Here is a 17,899-nt window from a genome sequence, read left to right on the forward strand (position 1 = left end):
AGCCGATGTCCTCTTTGCGATGCTCCGCGACGGCACCTTCTACGAGCCCCAACCCGCCCGATCAGCTTGACCAAACCCATAGGGGCACCCCCCCGCGGCTCGGTGTATCGCGGCCGCGTCGTCATCTCCCTCGACACGCGCCAGGACTCCGGCGCCTGACGGCAGGGTGGTGTGGACGGCGCACCCCATGGCGGAGTACCGCCGAGGGCAGGGTTCTGGACGAAGCGGGCAAGTTGATCGCGCACGCGGCCACCACCTGCATCATCCTCTGCCGGGGTACGGAACCGGCGGCTGCTGCGGAGTAGGGACGGTGCCGACACGGGCTGTCCACGCGGGGTGCGCGGGCCGTCCTGAAGAGACGGGGGCGCATCCCTCGTTCGCCGCCCCGGTGACCTTGCCGGGAGCGCGCCCGGGCCTGACGTCCGCGCCGCCGCGTCAGTGCCCGGAAGAGCGCGGGTCTCCCGCCGGCCCCGGAGGCGGGCCCCCGGGCACGCCTGCTGTCGGCGTCAGATGTGCGTGTGCGTGGCCCAGACCTGCTTCCCGCCGGCCATGATGACGGCGTTGCCCTCGGGCTGGATGACCAGGGTGGCGTTCGCGAAGCCCGCGGGGTCCGAGGCCCATATCGCCCGGCCGTCCGCGGTGTATACGACGAGGTTGCCGTCGTTCTGGAATGCCGCCATGTTGTTCTTGCCGGAGGTGCCGGAGGCCCACATCACCCGCTTCGCCTGCCGGTCGTAGAGCACGAGGTTGCCATCCGCCTGCATGCCCAGCTGCACTCGGCCGGCCCTCCAGGACGTGGCGGCGTGCAGCTTCGCGACCGGCTTGACGACGAGCGGCGCGGAGTCCTTGGCAGGGGCATCACTCACGACGTGCCCCGGGACCTTGGCCCGGGTGGTGGCCGGCGCCGTCGGTGAGGCCTGCGTCGTGGTCCCCGCGCTCGGGAGAGTCCCGGAGGGCGTGGGGCTCTTGGGCCTGCCGGCGGTCTTCTCGGGCTTCGGCGAGGCGGATTCCCGTGCTCCTGACGCGCCGGCCGGGCTCCTCCGAGCCTCCGGCGTCGTCGATCCGACAGCCGCGGTCTTGCCCTCGCCGTCCGTCGATCCCTCGCCGTGGTTCAGAAACGGCAAGGTGATCAGGGCCACCGCCAACACGCCCGCAACGGCCGCCAGCACCTTCGTCCGGCGACCGCGTGAGCCACCGGCGTCCGACGCCTTCTGCGGCCTGCCGCTGTCCTGCCCGGTCAAGACCACCCCAGTGGTCCCGGTGGCAGGCCGCTGCCGCCCCTCCGCCCGCCCCGCGACCGGCTGCTCCTGCGCCTGCTCCTGCTCCCCGACCGGCTGCGCCTGCGCCCGCCCCCCGGCCGGCTGCGCCTGCTGTTGCTGATCCACCAGCTCCCGTTCGACCGAGAGCAGTTCCTGTGCGGCCAGCTCGGCCGGCATCCGGTCGTGCGGGTCTTTGCGCATCAGGCCCTCGATGACCGGCGTGAGCGCTCCCGCCTTGTCCGGGGGCGTCAGTTCCTCGTCCACGACAGCGCGCAGCGTGGCCAGCGCCGTCGACTGCCGGAACGGTGAGCGGCCCTGGACGGCAGCGTAGAGAAGCGCGCCCAGCGACCACAGGTCGGACGTGGCGTCCGGCGTCCGGCCCAGCGCCCTCTCCGGCGCCAGGTACTCAGGGGAGCCGACAACCTCGCCGGTCATCGTCAGTGCCGTGTCACCCTCGATGGTGGCGATTCCGAAGTCGGTCAGTAGCACCCGGCCGTCGTCGCTGAGCAGGACGTTGGCGGGCTTCACGTCGCGGTGCAGCACTCCTGCCGCGTGTGCGGCACGAAGTGCGGCAAGCACCCTGCCGCCGATCCGTGCGGCTTCCTTCGGTGGCAGCGCGCCCGCGGCCGAGATGACGTCGGCCAGCGACTTCCCGCGGACGAGCTCCATGACGATCCACGGCCGGCCGTCGAAGGTGACCACGTCATGAACGGTCACCACCTCGGCACAGTCGATCCGTGCCGCCGCCCACGCCTCCCGCTCCAGCCGGGTGTGCAGACGCGCCCGGTGCTCCGCCGGCAACTGGGCGGCTGCACGTACCTCCTTGACCGCCACCTCGCGGTGCAGCACTTCGTCGTAGGCACGCCACACGGTCCCCATGCCGCCTTGGCCGAGCACTGACAACAGTCGGTACCGCCCGGCGACCGACCCCTTGTCACCGGTGTCCGGCGGAACCGATTCCTCGTTGTGCATGGGGGGAGAGCTCCCTGTCTCGACGAATACCAGGGCCAGTATGATGAATGCCGTCACGTCGACTGACACCACGTCCCGCATGATCGCGCTATGTACCCCTTTGCGGGGCCGGCACGACGAGGGCTGCAATGTGGTTGGCCGGGGCGACATCCTGACGCTCCAGAAGACCCCACCTGCGAGACGGCGGCCCGCCCTGAGGCTGTTCAACGCCCGGGCGCCGTCGGGCGAAGCAGCCGAAACGCGAAGGACCGGATCGGTGATCCGGTCCTTCGCGTGGGCCCCGTGCGGGACGGTTCGCCGGTGGCTACCAGCGGGCCGTGGCCTGGGCGGTGACGCGCCGGACGGCGTTCAGGGCGATGTCGGGGCGGTCGACGTAGATGTAGTGGCCGGTGCCCGGCGCGGTGCTGAGAGTGCTGCGGCACGAGAGCGCACGCCACTCGCGCTGACCATCGGTCCACATCTGCTCCAGGGCGGGCCCGTAGTCGGGGACCTCGGCGTACTGGGACTCGTGCTTGATGATCTGCACCGGGATGTTCCCGGCGGAGCGGGCCCTCACGTCGGTGATGAGGAACTGCTCAGGGTTCTGGCCCTCGTTCACAGCGATGGCTCCGTCCCGCATCTCGGCCGCCGCGCCGGTGGCGGATTCCGGCACCGCCTTCGAGATCCCGGCTGTCAGCGCGGGGATCGTGGCGTCCATCAGGACCAGGCCCTTGACCCGGTCCCGGTGGTCGGGTGCGTACCGGGCGGCAATGTAGCCGCCCATCGAGTGGCCGGCCAGCACGACCGGGCGGTCCCCGGTGATCCGGTCGAGCACACCCGTCAGGATCCTGCCGCTGTCCTTCATGGTCTGGATGCCGTTCGGCCGGTCGCTCTTGCCTTCGCCGAGCCGGTCGTACGCGCAGACCCTGGACGTCTTGCTCAAGGACTTCTGCAGGCCGGCCATGACGTCCAGCCCGTCGCCCCCGCCGGCCATCAGGACGACGACCGGCTTACGGGCCGCCGAGCGGCCGGAGCAGGAGACGTTGACCGAGTAGCCGTTGACGCGGATCTTCTTGGTACCCGTGAACGAGTCACCGTGACCGTGCCGAGCGGTGGTCGTGGGCGGCACCCTGGTGTCCGCCACGGTCTGCGTCGCTCCCCGGGTCTCTGCCTGGGCGGCGGCCTCCCCGTAGCCGACGGCGCCCACTCCGGCCACGGCACAGAACGTGGCAGCCATGGCGGTTGTCTTGAGCGTGCGCTTCATGAGGGCCTCCGGGAAGACAAATGACAGGCAAGGGAACGAACAGGTCGGGCATGAGGTGCGTGCGCCGGACACCGCGCCTCGCGGGAGACACGTTCCGCCCGGAGGGCTTCTGTGCTTCGGGACCTTTCCGGGTCCTGCTCGAAGCCCTTTCAGGTCCTCTGCCGGAGTGCGTCGGCGACAAGGAAGACGCTACGGATTCGGCGCCCACAGGTCGTCACCGCACGGTTCTCACTCGCGCGTAGCTCCTCCGGGGGACAGCCGAAGTGACGTCGTGCTGCCGGACACCGAAAGCGCGCCCCACTCGCGGGCCCCGTCCGAGCCGAGCCGGACGTCGCCGTCGGTGCCATCCGCACCCGACGCACCAACTACCCGTAGCCCACAGCCTGTTGTCCACTGGTCGAGACAGATGGAGCCAGAGCGGAATCCCTGTCTCCGCCGGGGAACCCGGGACATCCGAATGCCTTCATAGCGGGTGTCGCAGTACGACAACTCCCTTTCGATGAAGGCAGAATGACTCAACTCGCACGCACTTCCCGTAGTGCCGCCCGCACCGCGTCACTGGCCCTGGCAGCTCTGGGCACAGCCGCCGGTCTCATCGGTGGCTTCATGGCCCCGGTCGCGGCCGCTGACGACGCGGCTCAGCCGACCTACGACAACTACGTGGCTCTCGGCGACTCGTACGCCTCCGGTGCGGGTGGCAGCCCCGTCATCGACGCCGATTGCGATCGCACCGGACAGAGCTACCCTTCGGTGATCGCCGCAGCGGTGAAGGCGAAGTCCTTCAAGAACGTCACCTGCAGCGGTGCCACCACGGCGGAGATGGCCAAGGCGCAGGGCACCAACCCTGCCCAGCTCAGCGCCCTGTCGGCCGACACCGATCTGGTCACCCTGACCATCGGCGGCAATGACATCGGGTTCACCGACATCATCACCAACTGCGTCGTCGGCAGCTTCAGCGACCCGACCGGCAGCCCCTGCAAGAAGCACTACAACGAGTCCGGAAGCGATGCCATCGACACGCGCATCAACTCCACGGCGTCGAAACTCACCGTCAGCCTGGCGTACATCCGCGCACTCGCACCCAAGGCCCGGGTCGTGGTCGTCGGTTATCCGTCGCTCGTGCCGGACGACGGCAAGGTCTGCCGGCCCGGCGTCCCGTTCGCGGACGGCGACGTGTCCTACCTCCGCGATGTGGACAAGAAGCTCAACCAGGCCCTCGCCGACCGGGCCAGGAGCGCCGGCGTGGAGTACGCCGACACGTACACGATGACCATCGGCCATGACATGTGCCAGGGCGAAGCAGACCGGTGGATCGAGCCCATCGAGACGAAGCTCGCACCGGCGCACCCGAACAGCTGGGGCCAGCACGCCATGGCCTATGGCGTCTACGACCAGCTCCTCCTCAAGTAGGAGCCGTGGCCCGGGTGTACTGACCCGTGGCTCCGGTCCGCGAACACCTCGCGGACCGGGGCACACATCCATGAGCCTGCCGGGCCCTCACCCGGCAGGCTCGCGGGCCGGCAGGCCGGCACGGGATCCGGCACCGGGGCCGGCCGGGCTGGACCGCCCGCATCGACAGGGCGGGACAACCACCGCGCACATCCTGTCGGCCCGGAGGCCGCGGTCGGTCACGTCACCTCCCCGGCAGTCGCGTCGCGATGTTCCGTACGACGACGGCGGCGAACTCCGCGGCGGCGTCGCACAGTTGCTTGGACGGCTGCGGGGCGTACACGGTCAGCTGGAAGAGTTCGGTGGTGCGGTCGCCGACCGGGTCCGTGTAGGTGCGGTGCGGAGTCCGTACGGTGCAGCTGTCGTCCTCGGCCTCATCCGCGACGACGTAGCTTTTCGTGCCGGCGACGTTCACCGGCGTTCCGTCGTCGGCGTCCAGCGCGTCGTCCCGGCTGATCTGGATCTCCACCGCGCGGCTGCCGTCGTCGCTCGACCAGTCGCAGTCCCAGGAACCGAAGCCGCGGTCCCGGTTGTCCACCTCGACACCGGGAAGCCCCGCGAGCTCGGCGGCGTCGAGCAGCGTGCACGTGTCGAGCCGGGCAAGGGAGTTCGCCGCCTGCGACGACGTACGCCGGGGCACCGGGCCGTCGGCCAGCACGCCGACCACGTGGTCGGCTGCGGCGTCGGCCATCCGGCACGGGTCGGGCGCCACCTCGTTGAGCTGCTTGCCTCTGACGCGGACCTGCTTGCCGTCGGGGGTCAGGACGGCCCGGTCACAGGCTTCCCCGTCACGCTTGAGCGTCACGACCGTGACGCTGCCCACCACACGGGTGGACATGACTTCGTCGAAAGCGTCCCGGTCCGAGTCGAGATTGACCTCGACGTCCGCGATGTCGTCACCGCTGCTGTTGCGCAGCAGGACGTCGCACCGGTCGACCTCCCCGTAGTCGGGGTCCAGCACCGTGTCGCCGAAGCGGCTCAACGAGGCCGCGCCGATCAGCCCGCACGGGTCCGCCGTACGCTCGTCGCCGATGGCGCCGGCCTGCGCCGTGGCCGACGGTTTCGCGTCGGCCACACCGGTACGGCCGCCCTTGTCGCCCTCGTTCTTCGAAGCCCACGGGCCGAAGACGAAGAGCCCGGCCGTGATCGCACCCGCCGCGGCCAGCGCCACCGCCGTGACCGCCAAGGGGTGCCGGCGTCGGCGTACGGGCCGTGGCGGTTGAAGCATGAAGGGCGTGAAGTCCCGTGCGTGGCGCGGGAGTCGTGACAGACGGAGTGTGCGGGACGCGAAGTCCCGCACGCGGCCGTCGTGCAACTGTTCCTGTATGTGCGGGGGCGGCGGTGCGGCGCGCGTCAGCAGCTTCTGCGCTCTGGGGGCGTCCGGCCGGCTCCCGGGCGCCACCTCCAGCAGCGCGGTGAGCGGCCCGTGCAGCGGGCCGGCCCGGTGCATGGGCTCGATGTGCCCCTCGACGGCCCGGGCCAGATACGCCATGAGGTGTTCGGCCTCCCCGTACGGCGACTGGCCCTCGACCGCAGCGAACAGGGAGGCCCCCAGGGAGAACACGTCGGACTTCTCGCCCGCGGGCTGCCCCTTGGCCACCTCCGGGGCCAGATACCGGGGTTTGCCGTGCACGCTGCCCGTCGTGCTGTGCGTGACGTCGCTCCACAGGGCCCGCGAGATTCCGAAATCGGTCAGTCGCGCGATGCCTTCGTCGGTCACGAGGATGTTCTCCGGCGTCACATCGCCGTGCACCACACCCTCGTTGTGCGACTTCGCCAACGCGGCCGCGATCTGGCAGCCGATCGACCCGGCCTCCTCGGGCGTCAGCGTCCCGCTCTCGGTCACGATCTGCGCCAGACTGCGGGAGGGGACGTACTCCATGATGATCCAGCAGGTGGCACCCTCGTCGACGAAGTCGAAGACGCCCACGATGTTCGGGTGGTGCAGCCGGCCCGCGTTGCGCGCCTCGCTCATGAGCCGTCGCGCAGCCCGATCGTCCTCCAGGCGTGCGCACTTGACCGCGACCCGTCGCTCCAGCCGCTCGTCCCAGGCCAGCCAGACGACGCCCATCCCGCCTCTGCCTATGGGCTCCTGCAAGAGATATCGGCCGGCGATCCTGTCCCCGGCCTCCGGCGTCACCAGCACGGCCCCCACCCCTCGCCCCACAGCCGACCACCCCGCTACGGTGACGGAGTGTACCCATCCCTCACTTGACGGTGATCTTTTTCACCGAACTTCGCGCGGACTTGCCCAGACCCCCCACACACGGTCCGTCGGGTTCACGGCAGCCGGAGAGCACACGGCCGGCCGGCCGCCCCGCCCGGGCCGTGCGGCCCGGCCCGTCCTCACCGCTGCGGCGTCGCGGTGAGGAAGTCCAGGACGAGCGGGCCCGCCACGGTGCGGAACTCCTCGAAATAGGCATGGCGCGCTCCGGGGATCATGTGCAGCCGGGCGCCGGGGATGCGGTTCGCGAGCAGGGGGGCATTGGCGGCGGGGTTGAGCAGGTCGTCGCTGCCGTGCACCACCAGAGTGCGTGCGCGAACGCCGGGCAGGAGCTGCCAGCTGTCGTGCTGGTTACTGGCCGCCAGGTGGCGTCGCCTGGCGTGGGCGGGCATGTCCGGGTCGCCGAGTGTCCGATAGGGGCCGGGATGGGCCGCCAGCCAGGCCGGGGTGTACATCAGCTCAAGAAGGGCCTGCCGCGCCGCGCCCGGTTGGGACTGGGCCAGCGACCTCCGTACGTCGTTGTCGCGTTCGATGCCGTGCGGTCCACCGGGCGACGTGCAGCCGAGAACCAGCGCGCGCACCCGGTGCGGATGGCGGGCCGCGAGCTGCTGGGCCACGCGTCCGCCCATGGACGTGCCGTAGACGTCGGCCCGGTCGACACCGAGGTCGTCGAGCACCGCGATCACGTCCTGGGCGAAGAGCTCGGTGCCGTAGGGCCGGTCGGGCTTGTCGCTCTCCCCGGTACCGCGGTAATCGAGGGTGATGGTGCTGCGGGCCGCGTGGAAGTCGTCGCGTACCCCGTCCCACCAGTGGTGGTTGTTCGCCTGGCCTGCCAGCAGGATCAGTGGGGCCCCCTCGCCCTGGACCTGATAGGCGATGCGGACCCCGTCAGGCGTCGTCGTGTGCGGCATACGGCCTTCCCTCCTCATGGACAGACAGGATTCAGCGCGCGTCCTGGCGCTTGGCGCTGACAGCATCCGGCGTCCACCAGTGTGGGCAATGCATGACCGGCCCGTTCACCACGGTGCTTGAACTTCTCCACGCCGTCTGCGGAGCGACCGAGGAGCGCACCGGCCGATGCGGCCGCCCCGGACCCGTCCGGCCACACATGGGCACATGGGCGACCGGCGGCGGTCAGTTGGTGTGCAGCAGGACCCGGCCGAGGTTGCTGCGGGATTCGATCAGCCCGACCGCCTCGGCGATCCGGTCGAGCGGCAGGGCCTCATGTGCCGGGCGCAGGCGGCCGGCTCCGTGCAGGTCCCACAGCTCGGCCCTGCGCTGCTCGATCAGTTCGGGCTGCCGGCGGCTGATCAGTCCGATGGAGAACCCGATGACCGACTTGAGGCCGCCGAGCAGGCCGGCGGTGTCCACAGTGCCGCCGCCCGCGCTGAACGCCACGAGCCTGCCGTGGGGCCGAAGGGCATCCACGCCCCGCTGCACCAGATCGCCGCCGACTCCGTCGAGGACCACGTCCACCGGCTCGCCCCAGGAGTCCTGCGCATAGGTCACCACCTCGTCGGCACCGCACCCACGGACGAAATCGGCCTTGTCCGCCGACCCGACCGCCGCGACCACGCGGCCCGCGCCCAGCGCCCCGGCCAGCTGCACGGCCAGGTGCCCGGAACCGCCGGCCGCCGCGGTGACCAGGACCGACTCGCCCCGGGCGAAGCGTCCGGCACGCAGTGCGCTCAGCGCCACCAGGCCGCCGCGCACCAGCGCCAGCGCCTCGGCCGCGGTCACCCGGGGCGGGACCGCGGTGACCATCGCCGGGACAGCGAGCACCGACTCGGCGTAGACGTCCTCGAACACCACCCCGCCCACCCGGTCTCCGACCCGGAAACCCTCCACGCCTGCCCCCAGGGCAGCGACCCGCCCCACCATCTCGCCCCCGGGACCGGCCGCCCCCGCCGCACCTGCGCGCAACATTCTGACCAGGCCCAGGCTCACGCCCACGACCTCGGTGTCCACCAGCAGCTGCCCGGGGCCCGGGACCGGTGCGACCGCCTCGTCGATCCTGAACGGCTCTGCGATGTCCTGCGGCCGGAACCTGACCTTGCGCATGGGCGCCTCCCTCTCCCGAAATCCGTTGGGTAACCCAACGATAGATGAGCTTCGTTGGGGAGGCCAATGAATTCGGCTAGGCTGGGCCGATGGACGCAACCTCCGCGCCGCTCAGCCGCCTGCAGACCCTGCCGAGCTGGCTGCTCGGCCGTGCCGCGGCTCTCGGACACCGTCTGGTCAGCGAGCAGTTGGCCGAGGAGGGTGTGCGGATGCCGCACCACGCCGTACTGTGCGGCATCGCCGAACTCGGTCCCATCGCACAGGCCGAGTTGTCACGCACCGTCCGGATCGACCCCAAGGACATGGTCACGGTGCTCAACGAGCTCCAGGCCAGAAAGCTGATCAGCCGCACCCGGGATCCCCGCGATGCCCGCAAGAACGCGCTCGCGCTCACCCCGGACGGCCGGGCGCTGCTGCACCGGCTGGAAGAGCTGGGCGACCGGGCCAACGACGCTCTGCTCGCCCCGCTGACCCCGGCCGAACGAGAGCAACTGAGCGCCCTGCTCGTCCGGTTGATCACCACGGAACAGACGTCGCCGGCCGCCCTGGCGGACACCGCCGGGAGCCCGTCACAGGGGACTGTGTCACGCCCGTAGGTAGGCCAGGGCGGCCAGCACCCGCCGGTTCCCCTCGGCTCCGACGGGCAGGTCGAGCTTGGCGAAGATGTTGCCGACGTGCTTGTTCACTGCGGCTTCGCTGATGTACAGCTCTGCCGCGAGCCCGGCGTTGGTGCGTCCCTGCGCGATCAGCGCGAGGACTTCGCGTTCACGGGGGCTGAGCCGTTCCAGGGGATCCTGGCGCAACCGTACGAGCTGCTGGATCACCTCGGGGTCGACGACGGTCCCGCCGGCGGCGATACGGTCGATCGCGGCGGTGAAATCGGCCACCGCGGCCACCCGTTCCTTCAGCAGATACCCCACCGCCGCCCCGCCGCCGGAGTCCAGCAGGCCGAGCGCGTAGGACCGTTCCACGTACTGACTGAGCACGAGTACCGGCAGCCCCGGGAATTCCTCCCGGAGCCGCACGGCCGCCTTGAGACCGTCGTCGCTCATCGTCGGCGGCATCCGCACGTCGGTGACGATCAGGTCCGGGCGGTCGGCGCGGACTGCCGCGACCAGGGCGTCGGCGTCACCGACCGCGGCCACCACCTCGTGTCCGACCCGCTGGAGCAGGCCGATGAGGCCCTCGCGCAGCAGGACGGCGTCTTCGGCCACGATCAGGCGAAGCGGCAAGGTACCTCCACATGCAGCAGGGTGGGCCCACCGGCCGGGCTCGACACCCGCATCCGGCCCTCCAGCGCCGCGACCCGGTCGGCCAGCCCGGTCACGCCGCTGCCGGCCTCCGTGTCCACACCGCCGTGGCCGTCGTCGGTGATGTCGAGGATCAACAAGTCGGAATGATAACGACCATGCACGGCCGCGGTGCCGGCACCGCTGTGCTTGGCGATGTTCGTGAGCGCCTCGTTGATGAGGAAGTACATGGTCGTCTCGATCTTCCTCGGCAGCCGTCGGGGCAGCCGCAGGTCGACGGTGACCGGGATCGGGAATCGGCCCGCGTAGTCCTCGATCGCCGCGACCAGCCCGTGATCGGCCAGCACCGGCGGGTTCAGACCCCGGATCAGGGCCCGCAACTCCTGCTGAGCCGTCATGAGTTGCGTTTCGGCCTGGGTCAGCAGCTCGGACTGCGGCGAGTCCTCGGGAGTGTCGAGGCGGAGCATCCCCAGGGTCATCCCCAGGGAGACCAGGCGTTGTTGGGCGCCGTCGTGCAGGTCGCGTTCGATCCGGATCCGTTCGGCGTCGAAGGAGTCCAGGAGGCGGGACTGCGTGGCGCGTACCTCGCGCAGTTCCTCGCCGAGCTCCTGGTCGCGCGGGGCCAGGAAGGTGCGGGCCATCGCGGCGCGCGCGCCCGCCCAGGAAGTGAGGGTGTACGGGGAGGCGAGCAGCACGACGGAGCCGAAGACGGCCCAGGGCCAGGTGTCGCCGTCCACCGAGGAGATCGTGACCGCGGGCACCCCGAAGGAGAAGCCGAGGACCAGCAGGTCCAGCCACCACAGTGCGGCGGCCGAGATCAGGGTGAACGTCAGCTCACGCCAGGTCGCCTGTTCCTTGAGTCGGGTCGCCACCCAGGCCTTGAAGCCGGGGGCCTCGGGGGTGCGGTGCGGGTCGGGGACGGGGTCCAGGTCGACCAGCCGCAGCCGCCGTCGTTCCACCGATGCCACCACCGTGGAGCCCAGGACCAGGCCCACCAGGGGTGCGATGCCGAGCAGGACGACCAGGAGCACGATTCCCGTCGCCAGGCCGGCGGTGAAGACGAGGACGGCTATGGCGCCGACGATCACGCCGCCGGCCAGGTAGGCCAGGGAGCGCCACGGCCAGCTGGAGGTCAGGAAGCCGGCGGGGCGCTGGGCCATCGCCTGCCAGGCCGTTGCGGGACGCATACCCAGCACCGTAGCCCGGTCATGCGGACCACCGGAGTAGAGGCAGCACTACCCCAGGAGTAGAGGAGGGGCCAGTGCTCCGTCCCCTCCGGTGCGGTGAGGTCAGTGCATGACGACAACGAGGAACACTCCAGTTCAGGACGACGCGGTCGAACTGCACGGCCTGCGCAAGGTCCACGGCAACGGCGATCACGCGGTGACAGCCCTGGACGGGGTCAGCCTCCGATTCCCGCGCGGCACGTTCACCGCGATCATGGGCCCGTCGGGTTCGGGCAAGTCGACACTGCTGCAGTGCGCGGCGGGCCTGGAGCAGCCCAGCGAAGGGCAGATCATCATCGCCGGGTCGGACATCGGCCGGCTGAACGAGGCGCAGCGCACCGAGCTGCGTCGCGACCGCATCGGGTTCGTCTTCCAGGCCTTCAACCTGGTCGAGTCGCTGACCGCGGCACAGAACGTGGAACTGCCCTCCCGCTTCGCCGGCCGCAGGGCCGGCCGGCAGCAGGTGGCCGGCGCACTGGCCTCGGTGGGCCTGGCCGAGCGGGCCGGACACCGGCCAAGCCAGCTCTCAGGCGGCCAGCAGCAGCGCGTCGCCCTGGCCCGCGCCCTGGTCACCCGCCCCGACGTCCTCTTCGCCGACGAGCCCACCGGCGCCCTGGACACGGTCACCTCGCAGGAAGTGCTCCGGATGATGCGCATGCTGGTCGACCGGGAGGGACAGACCACGCTGATGGTCACCCACGACCCGGTGGCCGCGGCCGTCGCCGACGTCGTCGTGTTCCTGAAGGACGGCCGGATCGCGGACCGGATCGGGCTGAACCGTGCCGGCACCGACAACGCCGGGGCAATCGCTGCCCACATGGCCCGGATGGAGGCGTGATGCTGATTCTCGCGAACGTACGCGAACGCTGGTCCGGATTCCTCGGCGCCTTCCTCGCCGTCCTGGTCGGCGTCGCCCTGGTCACCACCACACTGATCATCTACGACTCCTCCCGCCCCATCCTCCAGCCCCGCTACGCGGGCACCGCCGCCCTGGCCCTCCCGCAGCAGGCTCCGGACCAGGACGGCAGCGCCAAGGACCGCATCCCGTGGAGCCCGGCCGAGGCGGCCCCGCTCAAGGATCGGCTCGACGCGGTGCCCGGAGTGGCCACCACGGTCCTGGACCGTTCCTTCTACGCCCAGGCCATCCGGAACAACAGGCCCGTCACCGACGAAGGCGCGCTGGAGTCCGGCCACGGCTGGAACAGCGCTCTGATGGCCCCCTACCGGCTGGTCGCCGGAAAGGCCCCTGCGGGCAGCAGCGAGGTCGTGGTCGACCGCGCTCTGGGCGTACCGGTCGGCAGCCGGCTGACCGTCAACATCACTGAGGGCCGGAAGCAGTTCACCGTCGTCGGTACGGTCGACGGTCCCGGCTACTACTTCAGCGAGGCATTCGCCGCCGCCCGGCAGCCCGGAGTCCCCGCCATCGGCCTGGTCCCGGAGAAGGGCGCCTCCGCCTCCGCCATCGCGTCGGCCGCGAAGAAGGTCATCGACGGCAAGGGCACGATCGCGGCCGGAGACGACCGCTCCGAGCTCCAGCCGGAGCACATCGAGCACAAGCGCTTCCTCGGCGTCCAGCTGATCAGCGCCATGGCGGCACTCGGCCTGTTCACCACCGTCTTCGTCGTCGCCTCGATGCTGGTCCTCTCCACCGGGATGCGCCGCCGTGAGATCGGCCTGCTGCGCACCATCGGCGCCTCTCCCGCCCAGATCCGCCGCATGATCCTCGGTGAGGCCGCCGTCGTCGGGCTCCTCGGCTCGGTCGCCGGCTGCCTGGCCGGCCTGGCCGGCGCACCCCTGCTGCGCAACATCCTCGACGGCCTGGACGTCACCCCGCCGGACATGCGGGTGACCGTGGCCGCCTGGCCGTTGCTGGTCGCATCCGCGCTCGGCATCGGGGCCGGCGTGACCGGCGCCTGGTCGGCAGGGCGCAAGGCCACCCGGGTCGCCCCGATCGAGGCGCTCCTGGACAGCCGCTCGGCCAACGCCGGTATGGGGCGCGGCCGGTGGATCACCGGACTGGCCGTCCTGGGCCTGGGCGTGGTCCTCGCCCTCGCCACCGCGACCACCGGCGCCGACAGCCGGATCGGGATGGCGCTGTTCGCCACCATGACCCTCATCGTCGCCGCCGCTCTGCTGTCCCCGGTCCTGGTGGGCCCGGCCGGCCGGCTGCTGACCGCCCCGTTCCTGAAGCGCGGCACCGCCGCACCGGTCCTGATCCGCTCCGAGCTCACCGCCGACTCCCGCCGGGCCGCTTCCCTGGTCGCCCCCGTCATCGCCGCGGTCGGCTTCGCGGTCCTGCTCAGCGGAGCGGTCGAGACGATGCGCGTCGCCTACCCGGCCGGTGAGGCCCTCAAGGCCGCCGGACAGACGATCGTCACCCCGGACGGCACGCCCGGGAACACCGACGAGGTCGTCGCCGCCAACCCGGTCGGCAAGGCCGCCCTGCCCACCCGCGCCTTCGTCGGCAAGGCCGAAAGCCCCGTCGTCATGGACGTCCTGGGCAGCCGGGATGCCAGGTGGGACAAGCCGGGAGAGGCCGTCATCGGCACCCGCACCGCCACGGACCTGGGCCTCAAGAAGGGCCGGCGGGTCCCGGTCCGGTTCAACGACGGCACCACCGTCACCCTGAGGATCAGCGCGGTGCTGCCCGACGACCCGGCCCGCGGCGACTTCGTCGTCGCCCGCGCTCTGGTCCGTTCCCACGACCCGGCGGCCCTGACCGACGACATCTTCGTCCCGGCCGGCACCGAGGCCACCGCCACCGTGCCCGGCATCGCCACCCACGACGCCCTGCGGTACGCCCTGGACGACTACAACACCGACGCCAGGCTCACCGACAGCCTGGCCACCATGCTCATCGTGATCTCGGTCGGCTACAGCGTGATCGCGGTCGTCAACAGCATGGCGATGGCCGCCCACGGCCGCCGCCGCGACTACGCGGTGATGAAGGCCGCCGGCGGCACCGTCCGCCAGCTCGTCCGCCTGGCGGCCGCCGAAACCGCGCTCCTGGTCGTCATCGGCGCCGCCCTGGGAGTCCTGGTCACACTGCCTCCGCTGGCCGCAATGGCCTCGGGCCTCTCCCAGGCCACTTCCGCCGATGTGGGCCTGCACCTGAACACCACCGCGATCGTCACCGCGATCCTCGGCACCCTCCTGGCCGCTGTCGCCGCCGGGGTGCTGGTCACCTCCCGGATCCTCCGGAAGCAGACCGCGTAGGAACCACACGGACCGAACAGCCCGGAGGGCCCCGATCAGAGGCGGCAGCTGATTTCGAGGCCGTCGTCAACGGGGAATGTGACGCTGTGGTAGCCGTTGGCGGTGTCGCGGACGTAGTCCAGGTAGGGGCCGAGGTCGGGGAGGACCACATCGTCGGCGACGACGAGGGTGCCGGGGGCGATGTGCGGTTCGAGCAACTGCAGGACAGGAAGGCAGAGGTCCTTCCACCCGTCCAGGAACAGGAAGTCGACCGGCTCCCGCAGTGCGGCGAGCGTCTGCAGGGCGTTCCCCTCGAGCACGGTGATCACCTCGTCGAGGCCGGTGGCGGCGAAGGTGTCCCGGGCGGCCGCCGCCTTGGTCCGGTTCATCTCCGTGGTGATGACCCGGCCCGTGCCGTTGTCGCGAACGGCGGCGGCCAGGTGCAGGGTCGAGATGCCGTACGAGGTGCCGAACTCGACCACACCGGTCGGCCTGGCGGCGCGGACGAGGTTGTAGAGGAGTTTGCCGCCGTCGGCGGAGATCGGCATGTAGATCTCCTGTACCGCGTCGGCGAATTCCTGCGCCGACAGCGACTCCCGGTCGTAGGGCTGGGTGCTCCGCAGGCGTGCTGAGGTCTCGTCGTCACGGGCGGCGGCTTCGAACATGCGGGTCAGGGCGGCGGAGACACGTGGTTCCGCGAGGGTGTTGCGGTGCGTGGACACGGTTCTGGCTCCTTGGAGTGGTGGGTACTTGAGGTGGTGGGTACTGGGGGTGGTGGGTACTTGGGGTGGTGGGTACTTGGGGTGGTGGGTACTTGGGGTGGTGAGTGCTTGAGGTGGTGGCGCGTCCCGTCAGGCCGTGTAGGCACCGGCGGCGATGTCGGCGAGCAGGGACGGCCCGGTCGGCTCCCATGAGAGGAGCTTCCTGGTCACGTCGTTGGACGCGGTCATGGTGGAGGCGAAGAAGGAGCCGACGAAGCCGAAATGGGCTCCGGCGTCCTGTGGTGCGACGGAGCCGACCGGCAGGCCGAGGCTGTCGCCGATCGCCTCGGCGATCGCCCTGGTGGTGACGGCCTCCTCGGCGACGGCGTGCAGGCGCGTCCCCGCGGGTGCCTGCTCCGTACCGAGGCGGACGAGGCGGGCTGCATCGCCGCGGTGCACCGCCGACCAGGCCGTGGAGCCGTCGCCGACATAGCCGGAGAGTCCCTGCTTGCGGGCAGCCGCGGTCAGGAAGTTGACGAATCCCCAGTCGCCGCGGCCGTGCACGCTCGGGGCGAACCGGGTGATCACGGTCCTGACGCCCTGGGCCACGTAGTCCAGGGCAAGGTTCTCGCTGCCGCCCCGGTTGGAGTCGGGGCCGACGGCCGGAGAGACGTCGTCCTCAGTGGCGGGCCGGCCATCGACGAGCCCGGAGAGAGGAGCGGCGACCACGAAGGGCCGGTCAGTTCCGGCCAGGGCGTCGCCGAGGGTCCGTACTGCGGCGCGTTCGGAGCGGTCGGACTCGGCGGGGTTGCTCCAGTCGTGCTTATTGGCCATGTGGATGACCGCGTCCGCCCGGGCCGCGCCTCGCCGCAGCGAGTCGAGGTCGTCCAGGTCACCGCGGACGACGCCGACGCCCTTGGCCACGAGAACCTGCTCGGCCCGTTCGGACCGGGCCAGGCCGATGACCTGGTGGCCCGCCGAGATGAGTTCGTCGACAACGGCTGATCCGATCCAGCCGGTCGCTCCAGTGACAAATGCACGCATGACTGTGTCCTCCTTCGCCCCGAAAAGGGCATGCGGCTAACCGAGTTGGGTGGGAGTTCCCTGGTCACGGCACCGGGATCACGGCACCGGCGCCGAGCCGGTCGGCACGGGGGGCCTCTGCCGCCGCGGGGCGGCCCGGTCGGCGCGGCGGGCGCCGACGACGACGAGGGCAGTGCACACGCCCACACGGTCGAGCACCGGGCCGGACCGCTGCGCCGGGCGCTGAGCGCCCTCAGGTATGGCAGCCATTGCTCTCCGGTTCCTCCTTGGATTGCCGAACACGGAACACAGCCGGACACCGCCCGGCAGGCCCTTCCCGTGACAGGGCAAGGGATGGCCGGACACCCATTTACGAGTCACCGTGCACCGCAAAGGTAACACATACGAGACACGGTGCCTCGTATACAGTGAATGCATGGTGGACGGAAGTGGCCGCGGGCGGCCTCGCAGCGAGAGCGCACGCGTCGCGGTGCTGCACGCGGTCGACGACCTGCTGGTCGAAGTCGGGTATGCGGCCCTGACCATGAAGGGCATCGCCGAGCGCGCGGGTGTGGGCCGCCAGACCGTGTACCGCTGGTGGTCGAACAAGGCGGAAGTGCTCTACGAGGCCAGCACCATCGACGCCCGGCGCGAACTGTCCGTGCCCACCGGCGGCGAACCCGGCAAGGACCTCAAGGCGTATCTCGACGCCCTCGTCACCTTCCTGTCCCGCTCGGACGCGGGAGCGGCCTACCGCGCCCTCATGGGGGAAGCGCAGCACGACGCGGACGTCGCCGCGCTGCTCGCCTCCCGCGACATCCTCGGGGAGAGCGCAGCGGAGGTCGTGGAGGCGGCGCGGACATCGAGCGGCACCGCCCTCTCGCTCGAACAGGCGACCGCGCTCCTGATCGGCCCACCCTTCTTCCACATCCTGTCCGGGCGCAGCGCACAGGCCATCGACACCGAGCAGCTCGCAGAGCAGTTCGTGCGCACCCTGAACCATCGGGGGACGTGAGGCGCCGCGCCTCCCGCTCCGCCCCCGGCCCGGAACCCGAAGCCCCAGGCAGCCGGCCCCGGGGTCGCCTCGGCCACGCCCCCGTTCGACTCGACCATGCGGACTCGTACGGGCCCTGGAGGAGGGCGGCGGCACCAGCCCGTGCCAGGCGGATCACTACGGGCGCCGGCACGACCTGCTCCGCGCCGCACCGCAACAGATCCCCGGCCCGAGCGACCCCGGCTTCACCGCCCACGCCCTGCTCGCCGCCGCCGAAGCGCGCGTCGGCCACTGAACCGGCC

At 71.1% G+C, this 17,899-nt stretch carries 15 protein-coding genes; 5 read left to right on the plus strand and 10 right to left on the minus strand.

Annotation, left to right across the window (positions count from 1 at the left end; all coding sequences use genetic code 11):
* Positions 1 to 506: 506 nt before the first annotated feature.
* Both ACFVW8_RS04530 and ACFVW8_RS04535 read right to left on the minus strand, forming a co-directional pair.
* Complete coding sequence (locus ACFVW8_RS04530; RefSeq protein WP_389686094.1) at positions 507 to 2,231, minus strand: protein kinase; 1,725 nt, start codon at positions 2,229 to 2,231, stop codon at positions 507 to 509.
* 304 nt (positions 2,232 to 2,535) lie between these two features.
* On the minus strand, positions 2,536 to 3,474 hold the full coding sequence (locus tag ACFVW8_RS04535; protein WP_389686095.1) for an alpha/beta fold hydrolase: 939 nt from the start codon (positions 3,472 to 3,474) through the stop codon (positions 2,536 to 2,538).
* A 510-nt stretch (positions 3,475 to 3,984) separates the two neighbouring features.
* On the opposite strand from ACFVW8_RS04535, the gene ACFVW8_RS04540 reads away from it, so the two are divergent.
* The gene (locus ACFVW8_RS04540) at positions 3,985 to 4,884 is read left to right on the plus strand and encodes an SGNH/GDSL hydrolase family protein (RefSeq protein WP_389686096.1); all 900 of its coding nucleotides are present in this window, start codon (positions 3,985 to 3,987) and stop codon (positions 4,882 to 4,884) included.
* A 223-nt stretch (positions 4,885 to 5,107) separates the two neighbouring features.
* Here the strand turns inward: ACFVW8_RS04540 and ACFVW8_RS04545 are convergent, their stop codons facing one another.
* From ACFVW8_RS04545 to ACFVW8_RS04555, 3 genes are all read right to left on the minus strand, one after another.
* Positions 5,108 to 7,090 (minus strand): serine/threonine-protein kinase, encoded by a 1,983-nt coding sequence (locus ACFVW8_RS04545; RefSeq protein WP_389686097.1) that lies wholly within the window; start codon positions 7,088 to 7,090, stop codon positions 5,108 to 5,110.
* 179 nt (positions 7,091 to 7,269) lie between these two features.
* Positions 7,270 to 8,058: an alpha/beta fold hydrolase gene (locus ACFVW8_RS04550; RefSeq protein ID WP_389686098.1), complete on the minus strand. Its 789-nt coding sequence runs from the start codon at positions 8,056 to 8,058 to the stop codon at positions 7,270 to 7,272.
* A 223-nt stretch (positions 8,059 to 8,281) separates the two neighbouring features.
* Entirely contained in the window at positions 8,282 to 9,208 is a 927-nt protein-coding gene (locus tag ACFVW8_RS04555; protein ID WP_389686099.1) for a zinc-binding alcohol dehydrogenase family protein, read from the minus strand.
* A gap of 89 nt (positions 9,209 to 9,297) precedes the next feature.
* Between ACFVW8_RS04555 and ACFVW8_RS04560 the strand changes: the two genes are divergently transcribed.
* The gene (locus ACFVW8_RS04560; protein WP_389686100.1) at positions 9,298 to 9,804 is read left to right on the plus strand and encodes a MarR family winged helix-turn-helix transcriptional regulator; all 507 of its coding nucleotides are present in this window, start codon (positions 9,298 to 9,300) and stop codon (positions 9,802 to 9,804) included.
* Here the strand turns inward: ACFVW8_RS04560 and ACFVW8_RS04565 are convergent.
* Both ACFVW8_RS04565 and ACFVW8_RS04570 read right to left on the minus strand, forming a co-directional pair.
* Positions 9,793 to 10,440: a response regulator gene (locus tag ACFVW8_RS04565; protein WP_389686101.1), complete on the minus strand. Its 648-nt coding sequence runs from the start codon at positions 10,438 to 10,440 to the stop codon at positions 9,793 to 9,795. The genes ACFVW8_RS04560 and ACFVW8_RS04565 overlap by 12 nt on opposite strands.
* On the minus strand, positions 10,425 to 11,645 hold the full coding sequence (locus ACFVW8_RS04570) for a sensor histidine kinase (RefSeq protein ID WP_389686102.1): 1,221 nt from the start codon (positions 11,643 to 11,645) through the stop codon (positions 10,425 to 10,427). Before ACFVW8_RS04570 ends, ACFVW8_RS04565 begins: the two co-directional genes overlap by 16 nt.
* 109 nt (positions 11,646 to 11,754) lie before the next feature.
* On the opposite strand from ACFVW8_RS04570, the gene ACFVW8_RS04575 reads away from it, so the two are divergent.
* Positions 11,755 to 12,522 (plus strand): ABC transporter ATP-binding protein, encoded by a 768-nt coding sequence (locus ACFVW8_RS04575; RefSeq protein ID WP_389686103.1) that lies wholly within the window; start codon positions 11,755 to 11,757, stop codon positions 12,520 to 12,522.
* Positions 12,522 to 14,900: an FtsX-like permease family protein gene (locus tag ACFVW8_RS04580; protein ID WP_389686104.1), complete on the plus strand. Its 2,379-nt coding sequence runs from the start codon at positions 12,522 to 12,524 to the stop codon at positions 14,898 to 14,900. Before ACFVW8_RS04575 ends, ACFVW8_RS04580 begins: the two co-directional genes overlap by 1 nt.
* A 35-nt stretch (positions 14,901 to 14,935) precedes the next feature.
* Here the strand turns inward: ACFVW8_RS04580 and ACFVW8_RS04585 are convergent, their stop codons facing one another.
* From ACFVW8_RS04585 to ACFVW8_RS04595, 3 genes are all read right to left on the minus strand, one after another.
* A complete protein-coding gene (locus tag ACFVW8_RS04585; RefSeq protein WP_389686105.1) occupies positions 14,936 to 15,601 on the minus strand; it encodes an O-methyltransferase in 666 nt (221 codons plus the stop codon).
* Between the two features lie 129 nt (positions 15,602 to 15,730).
* Positions 15,731 to 16,624, minus strand: a complete 894-nt coding sequence (locus ACFVW8_RS04590) for an SDR family oxidoreductase (protein ID WP_389686106.1) — start codon at positions 16,622 to 16,624, stop codon at positions 15,731 to 15,733.
* A gap of 78 nt (positions 16,625 to 16,702) precedes the next feature.
* Positions 16,703 to 16,873 carry a hypothetical protein gene (locus ACFVW8_RS04595; protein ID WP_389686107.1) on the minus strand — a complete coding sequence of 57 codons (171 nt, stop codon included), beginning with the start codon at positions 16,871 to 16,873 and terminating at the stop codon, positions 16,703 to 16,705.
* Between the two features lie 166 nt (positions 16,874 to 17,039).
* Here ACFVW8_RS04595 and ACFVW8_RS04600 point away from each other — a divergent pair, with 166 nt between their 5' ends.
* Complete coding sequence (locus ACFVW8_RS04600) at positions 17,040 to 17,618, plus strand: TetR/AcrR family transcriptional regulator (protein WP_389686108.1); 579 nt, start codon at positions 17,040 to 17,042, stop codon at positions 17,616 to 17,618.
* Positions 17,619 to 17,899: the final 281 nt, after the last annotated feature.

It is taken from the genome of Streptomyces sp. NPDC058221 (genome assembly GCF_042882365.1).
Classification (GTDB): Bacteria; Actinomycetota; Actinomycetes; order Streptomycetales; family Streptomycetaceae; genus Streptomyces.